The 14751-nt window shown below is 72.8% G+C and carries 14 protein-coding genes; 11 read left to right on the top strand and 3 right to left on the bottom strand.

From position 1 onward, the window contains the following. The first annotated feature begins 97 nt into the window (after window positions 1-97). The 5 genes from hutI to AB0O36_RS14100 all read left to right on the top strand — a co-directional run bounded on the left by hutI (window position 98) and on the right by AB0O36_RS14100 (window position 5755). The gene (hutI, locus tag AB0O36_RS14080; protein ID WP_365108804.1) at window positions 98-1267 is read left to right on the top strand and encodes an imidazolonepropionase; all 1170 of its coding nucleotides are present in this window, start codon (window positions 98-100) and stop codon (window positions 1265-1267) included. 114 nt (window positions 1268-1381) lie between these two features. Further along, entirely contained in the window at window positions 1382-2092 is a 711-nt protein-coding gene (locus AB0O36_RS14085) for an LPXTG cell wall anchor domain-containing protein (RefSeq protein WP_365108807.1), read from the top strand. A gap of 11 nt (window positions 2093-2103) precedes the next feature. Next, window positions 2104-3306 (top strand): hypothetical protein, encoded by a 1203-nt coding sequence (locus tag AB0O36_RS14090; protein ID WP_365108810.1) that lies wholly within the window; start codon window positions 2104-2106, stop codon window positions 3304-3306. Continuing rightward, window positions 3303-4433 carry a neocarzinostatin apoprotein domain-containing protein gene (locus AB0O36_RS14095; RefSeq protein ID WP_365108813.1) on the top strand — a complete coding sequence of 377 codons (1131 nt, stop codon included), beginning with the start codon at window positions 3303-3305 and terminating at the stop codon, window positions 4431-4433. The genes AB0O36_RS14090 and AB0O36_RS14095 overlap by 4 nt, the downstream gene beginning before the upstream one ends. Then, window positions 4430-5755 carry a hypothetical protein gene (locus AB0O36_RS14100; RefSeq protein WP_365108815.1) on the top strand — a complete coding sequence of 442 codons (1326 nt, stop codon included), beginning with the start codon at window positions 4430-4432 and terminating at the stop codon, window positions 5753-5755. The genes AB0O36_RS14095 and AB0O36_RS14100 overlap by 4 nt, the downstream gene beginning before the upstream one ends. Before the next feature lie 109 nt (window positions 5756-5864). On the opposite strand, the gene AB0O36_RS14105 is transcribed toward AB0O36_RS14100, so the two are convergent. Continuing rightward, complete coding sequence (locus tag AB0O36_RS14105) at window positions 5865-7385, bottom strand: oligopeptide:H+ symporter (RefSeq protein WP_365108818.1); 1521 nt, start codon at window positions 7383-7385, stop codon at window positions 5865-5867. 400 nt (window positions 7386-7785) lie between these two features. On the opposite strand from AB0O36_RS14105, the gene AB0O36_RS14110 reads away from it, so the two are divergent. After that, window positions 7786-8463 (top strand): response regulator transcription factor, encoded by a 678-nt coding sequence (locus AB0O36_RS14110; RefSeq protein ID WP_365108821.1) that lies wholly within the window; start codon window positions 7786-7788, stop codon window positions 8461-8463. Window positions 8464-8477: 14 nt separating this feature from the next. Beyond that, window positions 8478-9743 carry an ATP-binding protein gene (locus AB0O36_RS14115; RefSeq protein ID WP_365108824.1) on the top strand — a complete coding sequence of 422 codons (1266 nt, stop codon included), beginning with the start codon at window positions 8478-8480 and terminating at the stop codon, window positions 9741-9743. 76 nt (window positions 9744-9819) lie between these two features. Here the strand turns inward: AB0O36_RS14115 and AB0O36_RS14120 are convergent, their stop codons facing one another. Then, entirely contained in the window at window positions 9820-10374 is a 555-nt protein-coding gene (locus AB0O36_RS14120; protein WP_365108827.1) for a GtrA family protein, read from the bottom strand. Window positions 10375-10579: 205 nt separating this feature from the next. Here AB0O36_RS14120 and AB0O36_RS14125 point away from each other — a divergent pair, with 205 nt between their 5' ends. From AB0O36_RS14125 to AB0O36_RS14135, 3 genes are read left to right on the top strand one after another with little or no spacing between them, the layout of a single operon-like run. Then, window positions 10580-11719 (top strand): 5-(carboxyamino)imidazole ribonucleotide synthase, encoded by a 1140-nt coding sequence (locus tag AB0O36_RS14125; RefSeq protein WP_365108830.1) that lies wholly within the window; start codon window positions 10580-10582, stop codon window positions 11717-11719. Further along, on the top strand, window positions 11716-12246 hold the full coding sequence (purE, locus tag AB0O36_RS14130) for a 5-(carboxyamino)imidazole ribonucleotide mutase (RefSeq protein WP_365108832.1): 531 nt from the start codon (window positions 11716-11718) through the stop codon (window positions 12244-12246). The genes AB0O36_RS14125 and purE overlap by 4 nt, the downstream gene beginning before the upstream one ends. Then, on the top strand, window positions 12243-13433 hold the full coding sequence (locus AB0O36_RS14135; protein ID WP_365108835.1) for a dipeptidase: 1191 nt from the start codon (window positions 12243-12245) through the stop codon (window positions 13431-13433). The genes purE and AB0O36_RS14135 overlap by 4 nt, the downstream gene beginning before the upstream one ends. Before the next feature lie 162 nt (window positions 13434-13595). Here the strand turns inward: AB0O36_RS14135 and AB0O36_RS14140 are convergent, their stop codons facing one another. Then, window positions 13596-13961 (bottom strand): VOC family protein, encoded by a 366-nt coding sequence (locus AB0O36_RS14140; protein ID WP_365108838.1) that lies wholly within the window; start codon window positions 13959-13961, stop codon window positions 13596-13598. Window positions 13962-14068: 107 nt separating this feature from the next. Between AB0O36_RS14140 and AB0O36_RS14145 the strand changes: the two genes are divergently transcribed. Further along, on the top strand, window positions 14069-14557 hold the full coding sequence (locus tag AB0O36_RS14145; RefSeq protein WP_365108841.1) for a CGNR zinc finger domain-containing protein: 489 nt from the start codon (window positions 14069-14071) through the stop codon (window positions 14555-14557). The last annotated feature ends 194 nt before the right edge of the window (window positions 14558-14751 follow it).

The raw sequence follows: 14751 nt of genomic DNA on the forward strand, positions 1-14751 counted from the left end.
CACCGGGCGCGGAGCGCACGGAACGGGGCCCGGGGCGGAGCCCCCGGTTTCGGGAAAGGGGCGGGGAGGGGAAATGGCGAAGCCCTGAGAGGAACCCATGACCACCACAGCCATCACCAACATCGGCAGCCTCGTCACCAACGATCCCGCCCTCGGCGAAGGCCCCCTCGGCCTGGTCCAGGACGCCGCCGTCGTCATCGAGGACGGCACGATCGCCTGGGTCGGCCCGACGGCGAATGCCCCGGCCACGGACGAGCGCTTCGACGCGGACCGCCGCGCCGTCATCCCCGGCTTCGTGGACAGCCACAGCCACCTCGTCTTCGCGGGCGACCGCACGCAGGAGTTCAACGCCCGCATGTCGGGCCGCAACTACTCCGCCGGAGGCATCCGCACCACCGTCGCCGCCACCCGCGCCGCCACCGACGCCGAGCTCGAAGCCAACCTGCTGCGCCACCTCCACGAGGCGCGCCGCCAGGGCACCACCACCTTCGAGACCAAGTCCGGCTACGGCCTCACCGTCGAGGACGAGGCCCGGGCCCTGCGCATCGCCGCCGCCCACACCGAAGAGGTCACCTACCTCGGCGCCCACATCGTCTCCCCGGACTACACCGAGGACCCCGCCGCCTACGTCGACCTCGTCACCGGCCCGATGCTGGACGCCTGCGCCCCGTACGCGCGCTGGGTGGACGTGTTCTGCGAGAAGGGCGCCTTCGACGGCGACCAGGCCCGCGCCGTCCTCACCGCCGGCCGGGCCAAGGGCCTGATCCCGCGGATCCACGCCAACCAGCTCAGCCACGGCCCGGGCGTCCAGCTCGGCGTGGAGCTCGGTGCGGCCTCCGCCGACCACTGCACCCACCTCACCGACGCGGACGTCGACGCCCTGGCGAACTCCGAGACGGTCGCCACCCTGCTCCCCGGCGCCGAGTTCTCCACCCGGGCCCAGTGGCCCGACGCCCGCCGGCTGATCGACGCGGGTGCCACCGTCGCCCTGTCCACGGACTGCAACCCGGGCTCCTCGTACACGAGCTCCATGCCGTTCTGCATCGCCCTCGCCGTCCGGGACATGGGCATGACCCCCGACGAGGCCCTGTGGTCCGCCACCGCCGGCGGCGCCCGGGCGCTGCGCCGTACGGACATCGGCCGGCTGGCCCCCGGATCGCGTGCGGACCTGGCCCTGCTGGACGCGCCCAGCCACGTCCACCTGGCCTACCGGCCGGGCGTTCCGCTGGTCTCGGCGGTCTGGCAGAAGGGCGAGCGCGTGCACTGACGGACGGCTCCGGCTTGTTCTGTCCCTTGTCTTCCCTCCGTAAGGTCCCGGGCGTACCTTGAGCCCCCGATCTGATGTGCCGTCAGTAACTTGTGGCCCGAGGGGAAGACCAAGGTGTCCGACCGGATACGCTCCACCGCGCTCCTGATCGCCTCCGCGCTCGCCGGTTCGGCGGCGGCCGTCCTGGCCGCCGCCCCCGCGGCCCACGCCGATGTGGTCGACGTCAAATACGACTGCAAGACTCCGATCGGCGACAAGTCGGCCGTCTCGCCCATCGACATCAAGGCGGTGAAGGAGGGCGAGGGCTACAAGCTGACCATGTCCTTCCAGAAGGGCGTCTCCTCCAGCCCGGTCGAGCTGGGCAAGGGGGCGATGAGCCCCAGCGCGCTGATCGTGGTCAAGGGCGCGGAGGAGGCGAGCGTCCCGGTCTCCGGCCCGGCCAACGCCGAGGCCGCGCCCGCCAACACCCCCATCAAGATCAGCGACCTGTCCGGCACCTACAAGCCGAAGAAGTCGGGCAAGGTCACCTTCACCGCGGGCGTCCTCACCATCAAGGCCCTGGGGACCACCACCACCTGCACCCCGGGCAACAGCCCCAAGGCGTCGCTGGAACTGGACGTGACCGCCGCGGGCGGCGCCACGGGCGGCGGCGGAACCTCGGGGAGCACCGCGGGGAACACCTCCGGCGGCGGATCCGAGAGCCTGCCGCAGACCGGGCCCGCCGACTCCGCGCTCGCCCTGGGCACCCTCGGCGGCACCGTCCTGCTCACCGGCGCGGCCGGCGTGCTCTGGCTGACCCGGCGCGGGCAGCGGGCCCGGTCCTGAAGGTCCCCCGGATGCACGCGCCCCACCGCCGGCGCCACCCGGCCCCCCGGCACCGCCACCCCGCCCGCCCGCGCCTGTGCCGGGGACCGCTCCGGGCCGCCGCCGCACCGCCGGCGGCCGCGCTCGCCGCCGCGTTCCTGCTGGCCGCGGCGGCCACTGCGGCCCCGGCGGCCTCTGCGGCCGACAGCGGCGCGCGGGGCCAGGTTTCGGCCCGCACCGCCGCCGCGCCCCGCGCCACCGTGCCCCGTACGGCCACTGCGGCCAATGCCGCCGCCTCGGCCCGCACCACCTCGGCGCCCCGGACCGTGGCCCCGCCGGCGGCCTCCGCCGCGGACCCCGGCTGGACCGCCGAGCCGGCCACCGCGTCCCCTTCCGCCGTCCCCCGCCCCTTCTTCTACCTGCAGGGTCCCGCCGGCAGCGTGCTGGAGGACCGGCTCGCCCTCGCCAACCCCACGGACCGGGAACACGTCATCACCCTGCGCGGGGCCGACGCGTACAACACCGCCGACGGCGCCTTCGCGGTGCGCCCGCCCGGTGCCTCGACCGCGTCCGGCCCCTGGATCAGCTTCGGCACCCACGGCACGGTCAGGATCCCGCCCCGGCACCGGGCGGTGGTGCCCTTCACCGTCACGCTGCCCGCCGACGCGGTCCCCGGCGACCACCCGGTCGCGGTGGTCGCCGAGGAAGCGGGCCGGGAGGCGGGCGTACGCGTCCACCTGCGGGTCAGCGGGCCCGCACTGGCCGCCCTCACCGTCGAGGACGTGTCCGTGGCCGGCCGGGGCACGGCCGCCCGGGTCCGCTACGCCCTGGTCAACCGGGGAAACGTGGCGCTGTCCCCGGAGGCGGTCCTGCGTACGGACGGCCTGTTCGGCGGCCCGGAGGAGCGGCCCGCCCACCGGCTGCCGGTGGAACTGCTGCCCGGCCAGCGGGTGGAGCTGACCGAACCCTGGCCGGGCGCGCCGCGGCTGGACGCGGTGGACCTCACCCTCACCGTCACCGCCCCCGGCGGCGCCCGCGCCACGGGCACGGCCTCGGCCCGCATGGTGCCGTGGTCCGCCGCGGGCTGGACCGGGGCCGGCCTGATCGCCCTGGCGGGTGCGGTCCTCGCCGCCCGCCGCACGGTCCGTTCGCGGCAGCGGGACCCCGGCCCGTCGGCCGCGCCGCCCGCCGCACCCTCCGTACGGGAACCCGAGTTGACGGGAGCGTCGAAGTGAGCGCCCACCCCGCCCCGCGCCGCGCCGCCCGGATCCGCGTGGTCCTGGCCGCCCTGTTCCTGCTGGCCCTGTCGGCCGGTCCGGCCGCGGCGGCGCAGCGGAGCCCGGCCGCCCCCGCGGCACCGGCTGCTCCCGCCGCCCCTGCCGCCCCCGCCGAAGGGAAGGCCGCGGCCGAGCTGTCGCTGAAGGAGGCGGCCCAGGGCACCGAGGTCACCGTCTCCGGTACGGGATGGCCCGCCGGGACCGTGGTCATGCTGCTGCTCTGCGGGCAGAACATGATCGGCGGCACCAACAGCTGTGCCAACGACGCCGGACAGGCGGCCTCGGTCGGCGCCGACGGGACGTTCCGCAAGGCGCTGGCCGTCGTGCCCCCGCCCAAGCCCTGCCCCTGCGTGGTCAACGTGACCTCGGTCAACGGCGACCAGTCCACCGTCAGCCTGCCCTTCACGGTCACCGGCCACCCGGTGGCCGAGCTGCCCGCGGAGTCCGGGCAGGCCCGCCTCGCCCTGCTCACCGGGGTCCGGCTCAAGGGCGAGGACGGGGTGCTGACCTGGTTCGGCGCCCCGCCGTCCCGGAAGTTCACGGTGACCGTGGGCAACCTCGGCTCGGCCCCGGTCAAGGACCCGGTGTTCCAGATCGGCACCGCCCACGGGGTGTTCGCGCCCGTGTGGGAGGAGCGCCAGTGGAAGGGCACCATCCCGCCCGGCCAGAAGGCGGAGGTGGAGCTCGACGTCGAGCTCACCATGGGCGCGCACGGCGACTACGGCATCTCCCTCAAGTACGGCGACAAGGTCCTGGCCGTGCAGCCCTGGGGCGTCGACCGCCCGTACGGCGTGCTCCTGTTCTGGGGCCTGCTGTTCGTGGTGGTCCCGGCCGGGCTCTTCCGCATCGGCATGGCGGTCGTCGACCGGGTCAGGCCCCGTACGGGCACGGGGCGGTCCGCCGCGCCCGCCGCCCCGGGACGCCACCGCGCGGCCGCGGCCGGCGCCCCGCCGGCCCCGCCCGTGACGCCCCCCGGCGGGGCGTCCCCGCAGACCACCACGGCCGTCCTGCCGTGGTTCACCCCGGCACAGCCGGCAGATCCATCCGCACCGTCAGACCATCCGACAACGAAGGGAAATCCGTGAAGACCCAACGGAGGGTGAGCGCGGCCGCGGTCGCGCTGCTTCTCGGCGGCGCGGGCGTGGTGATGGTGGCCGCTGCCCCGGCAGGCGCGGCCGAGATCTCGTTCCCGACCGTGTGCGATCCCCCGATCGGCGCGAACATCGAGGGAACGACCAAGGCCGAGGTGACCGTGACCCCGGCCGAGGCCAAGGTGGGCGACGAGGTGGAGGTGGTCTGGAAGACCACCAAGGCGGCGTCGGACAACCCCGGCTACATCGACCTGCCGGCGAACTCGGTGACCCCGTCCGGCGTGCTCAAGGTGGGCGGGGACGGCACCGGCGACCTGCCGGTGCAGGGCAAGGCGGAGAACCCGGCCATCCCCAAGAACTCGCCCATGGTGGTCACCCCCATGAAGGCGAAGTTCAAGCTGACCAAGGCCGGCACGGTCACCCTGACCCCGGCCTCGTACAAGATCACGGCGATGGGCACCGACACCGTGTGCACGCCCAAGCAGGGGACCACCGTCCCCGTCGCGGCGACGATCAAGGTGTCCGGCTCGGGCGGCCCGGACCCGACACCCACGGCGACCTCCAAGCCGACGCCCACACCGACGCCCACTCCGACCCCGACCCCGTCGGGCAGCGTGACGCCCACGGCCACGCCGACCGCCACCCCCACGCCCACCGCGACGAACAGCGGGCCGAGCGAGGTGCCGGGCAAGGAGGCCGCCGTGACCTTCGCCTGCGTGGCTCCGGGGCCCCCGACCATCCAGTCCAAGGTGACCATCGACGCCAAGCGGAACGGCGGGAACTGGGACCTCACCGTCAAGACCGGCCAGGGCGTCATGAACAGCCCGGCCGACCTGCCGGCCGGAGCGCTCAAGCCCTCCATGGAGGTCGTCCTCGGCGGCGCCGACAGCGGCAAGGTCCAGGTCAGCGGGCCGGGCAACAAGGAGCCCATCGCTGCGGGCCGGCCGGTCAGCCTCAGCGACATGACCGGCACCTACAAGCCGGGCAAGAGCGGCAAGGTCACGCTCAGCCCCGGCAAGCTGACGATCGACGCGCTCGGCATGAAGATCGCCTGTGAGGCCAAGTCCACCGCGGTGTCCCTGGAGCTGGACACCACCGCGCAGCCCGGCGGCAGCGGTGGAGGCACCGGCGGCACCTCGGGCGGCTCGGGAGGCAGCTCCGGCACCTCGGGCGGCTCCGGCGGCAACCTCGCCGAGACCGGTGCCGAGGACGACGGCGGCCTGAAGGCGCTCGCCCTGGTCGCCGGCACGGTGATCCTGCTCGGCGGCGCGGTGTTCACCTTCACCCCGTGGCGCCGCCTCCGCGGGCAGCGCTGACCCTGCCGTCGTCGGCCCTCACCTGCCCTCACCTGCGGGAACGCGGAACGGCCCGGCACACACCGTTGTGTGCCGGGCCGTTCCCCCGTTCAGCGGGCGGGGACGTGCGTCAGTTCACATCGCCCATCAGCGCGTTGACCTTCTTGCGGTACATGAAGATCGAGAGGCCGGCCAGTACGGCGGCGACCGCCTGGAAGAGGATCACGCCGACGCCGTCCAGCTTGACCTCGGCCAGGCCGAGCAGACCGGTGACGCAGTCACCGGCGGTGACGGCCAGGAACCAGACGCCCATCATCTGGGAGGCGTACTTCTGCGGCGCCATCTTCGTGGTGACCGACAGGCCGACCGGGGAGAGGCACAGCTCCGCGATGGTGTGCATCAGGAAGATCAGCACCAGCCACCACATGGTGACCTTGGTGTCGTTGCCGGCGGTCTGGCTCAGCGGCACGGCGAAGACGAAGAACGAGGCACCGACGATGACCAGGGCCACCGAGAACTTCACGATGGTGCTGGGCTCGCGGCTGCGGCGGGCCAGGGCCACCCACACGGCGGCGAAGATCGGGGCCAGGGCCACCACGAAGAGCGGGTTCAGCGACTGGAAGATCGTGGTCGGGACCTCCCAGCCGAGGAGGCTGCGCTGGGAGTTCTTGTCACCGAACAGCGAGAGGGTCGAACCGCCCTGGTCGTAGATCATCCAGAACACGGCGGCGGCCACGAAGAACCAGATGTAGGCGCTCATCCGGGTCTGCTCGACGGAGGACAGGTCCTTGTCCCGCTTGATGCGCGCCAGGACGGCCACCGGGATGATCAGACCGGCGATGGTGATCGGGTACAGCGCCCACTTGATGGTGAACATGTCCGCCGCGACCACGGCGCCGTAGAAGACGGCGGCGACGCCCAGGACGGCCAGCGCCTTGACGATCACGGCCTTGCGCTCGGCCGGGCTCAGCGGGTTCGGGACGAGGCTGCTCTTCGGGCTCAGGGTGCGGCCGGCGAGCAGGAAGATGGCCAGGCCGACGCCCATGCCGATGGCGGCGAGCAGGAAGCCGATGTGCCAGTTGACGGTCTCGCCGATGGTGCCGATCACGAGCGGAGCGGCGAAGGCACCGACGTTGATGCCGATGTAGAACAGCGTGAAGCCGCTGTCACGGCGCGGGTCGTCCGCGCCCTTGTACAGGTGGCCGACCATCGTGGAGATGTTGGCCTTCAGCAGACCGGAGCCGACCGCGACCAGCAGCAGGCCGACGAAGAACGCCGCCTGGCCGGGCAGGGCGAGCGCCACGTGACCGGCCATGATCACGAAGCTGGCGACGGCGACCGTCTTGCGGGCGCCCCAGACGCGGTCACCGAACCAGCCGCCGGGCATGGCCATGAGGTAGACCATCGCCACGTACACGGAGTAGATCGCCGTGGCCGTCGCCGCCGTGAAGCCGAGGCCGCCGCCCTGGCTCCCGGTCGCGGCGTCCACACCGCCGGAGACCAGGTACAGGACGAGGAGGGCGCGCATGCCGTAGTAGGAGAAGCGCTCCCACATCTCGGTCATGAAGAGCGTGGCCAGGCCGATGGGGTGGCCGAGGAAGGTCTTCTCGTGAGCTGCGCTCGGCGAGGCCTGCGTCAGGCTGGAAGCCATGTCGATCCTTGCTAACTCGGGACGCCGCGCTTCGTGAGCGGGTACGGCGCCCGGGGAGGGGGTGGCCCGTGCGCGTCGTCGCACGCGGGCCGGTCCCACAGGTCATTCACTGCCGCCGGGGCGGGGGAGGAAAGCCTTCCGAGGCTGACGGTCCACCCGGGCAGAGAAACAGGGACCTTGGGCCGCTTTCGGACGCAAAAGTCCCTGAACTACTTCATCAGGAGTGTCGCCACCATACGACACGACACCGCCGGATATGGAAGGAGATGAGAGATGGATCACAGGCTGGGAGGGAACCGATCTGCCATATTCGAAGGTGAGTAGTAGTTCATATCCGCAGATCGATGGGGGTCTGTCGACGCAGTCCAGCATTCCGCGCACGCGCATTACCATCACCCACATGACGCGTGTACTGCTCGCCGAGGACGACGCCTCCATCTCGGAGCCGCTGGCCCGCGCCCTGCGCCGGGAGGGCTACGAGGTCGAGGTCCGCGAGGACGGACCCACCGCACTGGACGCGGGACTGCAGGGCGGCGTCGATCTGGTCGTACTCGACCTCGGTCTGCCCGGGATGGACGGGCTGGAAGTGGCCCGCCGCCTGCGGGCCGAAGGTCACGGCTTCCCGATCCTGGTGCTCACCGCCCGTGCGGACGAGGTCGACACGGTCGTCGGCCTGGACGCCGGCGCCGACGACTACGTGACCAAGCCCTTCCGCCTCGCCGAGCTGCTCGCCCGGGTCCGGGCCCTGCTCCGGCGCGGCGCCGTCGAGCCCGCCCAGCCCCCCGCCACCCACGGCGTCCGCATCGACGTGGAGTCGCACCGGGCCTGGATGGGCGACGAGGAGCTGCAGCTCACCGCGAAGGAGTTCGACCTCCTGCGCGTGCTGGTGCGCGACGCAGGCCGGGTCGTCACCCGCGACCAGCTGATGCGCGAGGTGTGGGACACCACCTGGTGGTCCTCCACCAAGACGCTGGACATGCACATCTCCTGGCTCCGCAAGAAGCTCGGTGACGACGCGGCCAACCCGCGCTACATCGCCACCGTGCGCGGGGTCGGCTTCCGCTTCGAGAAGAGCTGAGCCCCACCCGAGCCATGCGCCGCCGCCTGATCCAGTCCACGCTCGCCGTGGTGCTCGTCGTGATCGCCGTGTTCGGTGTGTCCCTGGTCATCGTGGAGACCCGGACGATCACCAACAGCGCCCAGGAGATGGTCGAGTCCCAAGCCCTCACGCTCGTGGGCGTCGTCGAGTCCAACGTGCTGGAGGGCAAGCCGGTGGACGCCGACGCCCTCGCCGACCGGCTGGACAACGGGCGGTACGCCCGCGTGCACGTGCCCGGGAACCCGGACCTCGTCCTCGGCACCCCCATCGACGGCGGTGTGATCCGGGGCAGCGCCCCCGGGGAGCACGGCGTGACCGTGGTGGTCGAGGAGCCCCGCTCCACCGTCACCCGCGAGGTCGTCCGCACCCTCGCCGTGGTCGGAGCGGTGGCCCTGCTCGCCGTGGTGGCGGCCGTCCTGCTCGCCGTACGCCAGGCCAACAAGCTGGCGTCCCCGCTGACCGACCTCGCGGAGACCGCAGAACGGCTCGGCTCCGGCGACCCGCGCCCCCGGCACCGCCGCTACGGCGTCCCCGAGCTGGACCGCGTCGCCGACGTCCTGGACGCCAGCAACGAGCGGATCGGGCGGATGCTGACCGCCGAGCGGAGGCTCGCCGCCGACGCCTCGCACCAGCTCCGCACCCCCCTGACCGCGCTGTCCATGCGGCTGGAGGAGATCACGGTCACCGACGACCTGGAGACCGTACGGGAAGAGGCGTCGATCGCCCTCACCCAGGTGGAGCGGCTCACCGACGTGGTGGAACGGCTGCTGACGAACTCGCGCGACCCGCGGACCGGCTCCGCCGTCCCCTTCGACCTCGACGAGGTCGTCAAACAGCAGGTGGAGGAGTGGCGGCCGGCCTACCGCAGTGCCGGGCGGGCCATCGTGAGCTCCGGGAAGCACGGCCTGCAGGCCGTGGGCACGCCCGGAGCGGTGGCCCAGGTGCTGGCGGCGCTCGTGGAGAACTCGCTGATGCACGGGGGCGGCACCGTCGCCCTGCGGACCCGGGTGACCGGCAACCAGGCCGTCATCGAGGTCACCGACGAGGGGCCGGGCGTGCCCGCCGACCTCGGCAACCGGATCTTCGAGCGGGCCATCAGCGGCCGGAACTCCACCGGCATCGGCCTGGCCGTGGCCCGCGACCTCGCGGAGGCGGACGGCGGGCGGCTGGAGCTGATCCAGGCGCACCCGCCGGTGTTCGCCCTGTTCCTGAGCCGGAAGGCGCACGAACGCGTCGAACCGGAGAAGACCGTCCGCTGAGGCGGCCGGGCCGCCGGGACCGCGGAACGGCGGTCCGCCCCGCGGATCGGAAGGCCTGGGAGGATGTCCCCGTGGCTCAGCGGTTGGCGGGGACCCGCTCGTCCGGGGCGGCCAGCGAATCCGGGGCGGCCAGGGACGCGGCCGTGGCGCCCGCCCCGCGCGGACCGACGACCACGGCCGCCGGAGCCGGCTCGGGCATCGCCCGGAAGACCCAGGTGCGGTAGGACCAGAAGCGGAACAGCGTGGCCACGCCGATGCCGATCAGCTTGAAGGCGTTGTTCTGCAGCGGGCTGTCCCAGCCCGCCCCGTAGGTGGCGGCGTACAGGATCCCGGTCTCGATGACCATCCCGATCACGCTGAACAGCACGAACAGGACCATCTCGCGCTTGCGGCCGGACTTGTCCCGGTCCCGGTAGGTGAAGTACCGGAACCCTATGTAGTTGCAGACGATGGCGACCGTGATGGCTATGACGTTGGCCCGGCCGACCTGCAGCTCGGTGGTGCTCCGCAGCAGGTTGAACACGCCCAGGTTGACCAGGACACCCAGACCGCCGACGGCGCCGAACTTCACGGCTTCGCGAGCGAGGCCGCGCGCCCGGTCCCCGAGGGCCGCCTGCTGTGTCGCGCTCATACGGTGTTCCGCCCCTGTCGTCGGTCGTCGTCCGGTGGTCCGCGGGCCTTCCGGCCGATCCAGTCATGCTAAGTGTCAGCCCGATGGTGCGTCTGCGCCTTCCGGCACGGATGTGACGAACTCGTACAGCTCTGCGACACGGCAGGAGTTCTTCCGGCCATCGCCCTGGTCCGGATGGCGGAATACCGGCGGATACCCTGGAGGAGTGACGTTCCCGGTAGTCGGTATGGTCGGCGGCGGCCAGCTCGCCCGCATGACCCACGAGGCGGGTATCCCCCTCGGTATCAGATTCAAGATCCTCAGTGACAGTCCGCAGGACTCGGCGGCCCAGGTGGTGAGCGACGTCGTCATCGGCGACTATCGCGACCTGGACACCCTGCGCGCCTTCGCGCGCGGCTGCGACGTGATCACCTTCGACCACGAGCACGTGCCCACCGAACACCTTCGGGCCCTGGAAGCAGACGGCATCCCCGTCCGCCCGGGGCCCGACGCGTTGGTGCACGCCCAGGACAAGGGGGTGATGCGCGCCAGGCTCGACGAGATCGGCGCGCCCAGCCCCCGCCACCGGATCGTGTCCGATCCGGACGACGTGGCCGCCTTCGCGGAAGAGGTCGGCGGGTTCCCCGTCATCCTCAAGACCGTGCGCGGCGGCTACGACGGCAAGGGGGTGTGGTTCGTCCGCACCCACCAGGACGCGGAAGCCCCCTTCAGGGCGGGCGTCCCCGTCCTCGCCGAGGAGAAGGTGGACTACGTCCGCGAACTCGCGGCGAACATCGTCCGCTCCCCGCACGGCCAGGCCGTGGCCTACCCCGTCGTCGAGTCCATCCAGGTGGACGGCGTCTGCGACACGGTCATCGCCCCCGCCCCCGACCTCTCGGAGGAGCTGGCCGGCGAGGCACAGGCCCTGGCCCTGCGGATCGCCGGGGAACTCGGCGTGACCGGCCACCTGGCCGTGGAGCTGTTCGAGACCACCGACGGCCGGATCCTGGTCAACGAGCTGGCGATGCGCCCGCACAACTCGGGCCACTGGACCCAGGACGGCGCGGTCACCTCCCAGTTCGCCAACCACGTCCGCGCGGTCCTCGACCTCCCCCTCGGCGACCCCCGGCCGCGCGCGCCCTGGACGGTCATGGCCAACGTGCTCGGCGGGGACTACCCCGACATGTACGCGGCCTACCTGCACTGCATGGCCCACGACCCGCAGCTGAAGATCCACATGTACGGCAAGGACGTGAAACACGGCCGCAAGGTCGGCCACGTCAACACCTACGGCGACGACCTGACCGATGTGCTGGAGCGCGCACGTCACGCTGCCGGCTACCTGCGAGGAACGATCACCGAATGAGCACCGCGATCAGCACCACCCACGGCGACGCCCCCCTGGTCGGCATCGTCATGGGATCGGACTCCGACTGGCCGGTCATGGAGGCCGCCGCCCAGGCACTCGCCGAGTTCGAGATCCCCTACGAGGTCGACGTCGTCTCCGCGCACCGGATGCCGCACGAGATGATCGCGTACGGCGAGCGGGCCGCCGACCGCGGCCTGAAGGTCGTCATCGCGGGTGCGGGCGGGGCCGCCCACCTGCCCGGCATGCTCGCCTCGGTCACCCCGCTGCCCGTGATCGGCGTACCCGTCCCGCTGAAATACCTCGACGGCATGGACTCGCTGCTGTCGATCGTCCAGATGCCCGCCGGGGTTCCCGTGGCCACCGTCTCGGTGGCGGGCGCCCGCAACGCCGGCCTGCTCGCCGCCCGCATCCTGGCCACCCAGGACGCGGACCTCCTCGCCCGGATGAAGGAGTTCCAGCAGGAGCTCAACGACCAGGCGACCGAGAAGGGCAAGCGGCTGCGCGCCAAGGTGGCCGCCGGATGACGGACGCCGCCCCCGGAACCCACCGGATCGCCGAGGCCCGGGAACTGCTCGCCGAGCACCCCGTCGTCGACGGCCACAACGACCTCCCCTGGGCACTGCGCGAGCAGGTCCGCTACGACCTGACGCGGCGGGACCTCACCGGCGACCAGTCGGCGCACCTGCACACCGACATCCCGCGGCTGCGGGCCGGCGGTGTCGGCGCCCAGTTCTGGTCCGTGTACGTCCGCTCCGACTACGCCGGCGACGAGGCGGTCAGCGCCACCCTGGAGCAGATCGACGCGGTCGCCCAGCTGATCGACCGTTACCCCGGCGACCTGGTGCGGGCGCTGACGGCCGACGACATGGAAGCGGCGCGGGCGGACGGGAGGATCGCCTCGCTGATGGGCGCCGAGGGCGGCCACTCCATCAACAACTCGCTGGCCACCCTGCGCGCTCTGCACCGGCTGGGCGTGCGGTACCTGACCCTCACCCACAACGACAACGTGGACTGGGCGGACTCGGCGACCGACGAGCCGCGCCACGGCGGCCTCACGGACTTCGGCCGCGAGGTCGTCCGGGAGATGAACCGCATCGGCATGCTGGTGGACCTCTCCCACGTGGCCCCGAGCACGATGCGGGACGCCCTGGACGCCTCGTCCGCCCCGGTGATCTTCAGTCACTCCTCCGCGCGGGCGGTCTGCGACCACCCGAGGAACGTCCCGGACGAGGTGCTGGAGCGGCTGCCCGCCAACGGCGGTGTCGCCATGGCCACCTTCGTGCCGAAGTTCGTCCTCCCGGCGGCCGTGGAATGGACCCTGGCGGCGGACGAGAACCTGCGGGCCCACGGCCTGCACCACCTCGACACCTCCCCGGAGGCGATGGCCCTGCACCGGGCCTTCGAGGAGGCCAACCCGCGGCCGGTGGCCACCGCCGCCACCGTCGCCGACCACCTGGACCACATGCGCGAGGTGGCCGGCGTGGACCACGTCGGCATCGGCGGCGACTACGACGGCACGGCGTTCACCCCGTCCGGCCTGGACGACGTGTCGGGCTACCCGAACCTGATCGCGGAGCTCCTCGGCCGCGGCTGGTCTCGGGCCGACCTGGCCAAGCTCACCTGGTCGAACGCGGTCCGCGCCCTGCGCGACGCGGAAGCGGTCTCCCGCGACCTCTCGGCGACCCGCGGCCCCTCGAACGCGGTGATGTGACCCGCGGGGGTCAGGAGCGGCACAGACACACGGGATGCCCGGCCGGAACACCGTTTTGGATGCGTCCCTCGCGCCGCTCGGCGCCGGGGGCGCCTCCCGGGCTTCGGGGCGCTGCGCCGGACTCCGTCCGTCGGCCTCGGCGGGCGGGGCGAACCGCGGGGGTCAGGAGCGGCACAGACACACGGGATGCCCGGCCGGATCGGCGTAGACGCGCCAGTTCCGGCCGGGCTCTCCCGCGTCCAGGGGCTTCGCGCCCAGCGCCACGATGTGCTGCTCCGCGGCGTCCAGGTCCTCCACCGTCAGGTCCAGGTGGAACTGCTGCGAGCCCTCGGGGGAGGGCCAGGCCGGCGGGACGTGCCCCGGCGCCAGCTGGAAGGCCAGCGGCGTGCCCTCGTGTCCCCCCAGGTCCGCCCAGCTGCCGTCCTCCTCCAGCGAGGGGGTGCCGCCGAGCAGCCCCGCGTAGAAGGTGGCGAGGGCGAGCGGGTCCGGGCAGTCGAGGACGACGGTACCGAGCTTGGCGACGGCCATGACGTACTCCTTCGAAGCGGCGAACGGGTTACCGGTAATGCGGCTTTGCCGGTAACGACCACCCTACGCGTTACCGCATCGCCGATCCAGCAGGTAACTTCGAGAACATGAGCGGCGGACGCGCGGCGGCCCCCGGAGGGCTCGCACTGGTGGAGGAACTCGTCAACACGCTGAGCGTGGACACCGGCGAGGACCGCCTCGCCACCCGCTTCGCCCTCTCCGGCACGGAGCTCGCGGAAGCCGCCTCCCTCCGCGAGGCGCTGCGCGCCGCCCTCCTGGCACACGCCGGCCACCCGACCCCGCCCGGGACCCTGGGCGCCTTGAACCACCTGCTGGCCGGGGCCCCGCTGACCCTGCGCATCGACGAGGAAGGCACCGCCACCCTGGCGGCCGACGGGGACGGGCTGACCGCCCGGATCGCCACGGCCGTCACCGAGGCCGTGACCGCCGGCACCTGGTCCCGCCTCAAGGCGTGCGCGGCCGAGGACTGCCAGTGGGCCTACTACGACCGCAGCCCCGCCGCCCGCGGCCGCTGGTGCACGATGTCGGTCTGCGGCAGCCGGGCCAAGATGCGCACGTACCGCTCCCGCGGCTAGCCCGACGCCCTGGGGTTCCGGGGCGGAGTCCCGAGGGGGGCTTGGGGTGGAGTCCCGAGGGGTCTGGGGCGGAGCCCCGAGGGGGTCCGGGGCAGGGCCCCGGTTTCGGGAAAGGGGCGGGGTGGGGAATTCGCCCCGCGCAGCGGCAGGCCCGCCGAGCGCGCGCACGCCCGCTCGCGAGGGCCGGCCCGAGG

The organism is Streptomyces sp. NPDC089799 (assembly GCF_040684755.1).
Lineage (GTDB): Bacteria > Actinomycetota > Actinomycetes > Streptomycetales > Streptomycetaceae > Streptomyces.

Coding starts and splice junctions, on each gene's coding strand:
- hutI (WP_365108804.1), top strand. CDS start 98: ATGACCACCACAGCCATCACCAACATCGGCAGCCTCGTCACCAACGAT.
- AB0O36_RS14090 (WP_365108810.1), top strand. CDS start 2,104: ATGCACGCGCCCCACCGCCGGCGCCACCCGGCCCCCCGGCACCGCCAC.
- AB0O36_RS14105 (WP_365108818.1), bottom strand. CDS start 7,385: ATGGCTTCCAGCCTGACGCAGGCCTCGCCGAGCGCAGCTCACGAGAAG.
- AB0O36_RS14110 (WP_365108821.1), top strand. CDS start 7,786: ATGACGCGTGTACTGCTCGCCGAGGACGACGCCTCCATCTCGGAGCCG.
- AB0O36_RS14115 (WP_365108824.1), top strand. CDS start 8,478: ATGCGCCGCCGCCTGATCCAGTCCACGCTCGCCGTGGTGCTCGTCGTG.
- AB0O36_RS14120 (WP_365108827.1), bottom strand. CDS start 10,374: ATGAGCGCGACACAGCAGGCGGCCCTCGGGGACCGGGCGCGCGGCCTC.
- purE (WP_365108832.1), top strand. CDS start 11,716: ATGAGCACCGCGATCAGCACCACCCACGGCGACGCCCCCCTGGTCGGC.
- AB0O36_RS14135 (WP_365108835.1), top strand. CDS start 12,243: ATGACGGACGCCGCCCCCGGAACCCACCGGATCGCCGAGGCCCGGGAA.
- AB0O36_RS14140 (WP_365108838.1), bottom strand. CDS start 13,961: ATGGCCGTCGCCAAGCTCGGTACCGTCGTCCTCGACTGCCCGGACCCG.
- AB0O36_RS14145 (WP_365108841.1), top strand. CDS start 14,069: ATGAGCGGCGGACGCGCGGCGGCCCCCGGAGGGCTCGCACTGGTGGAG.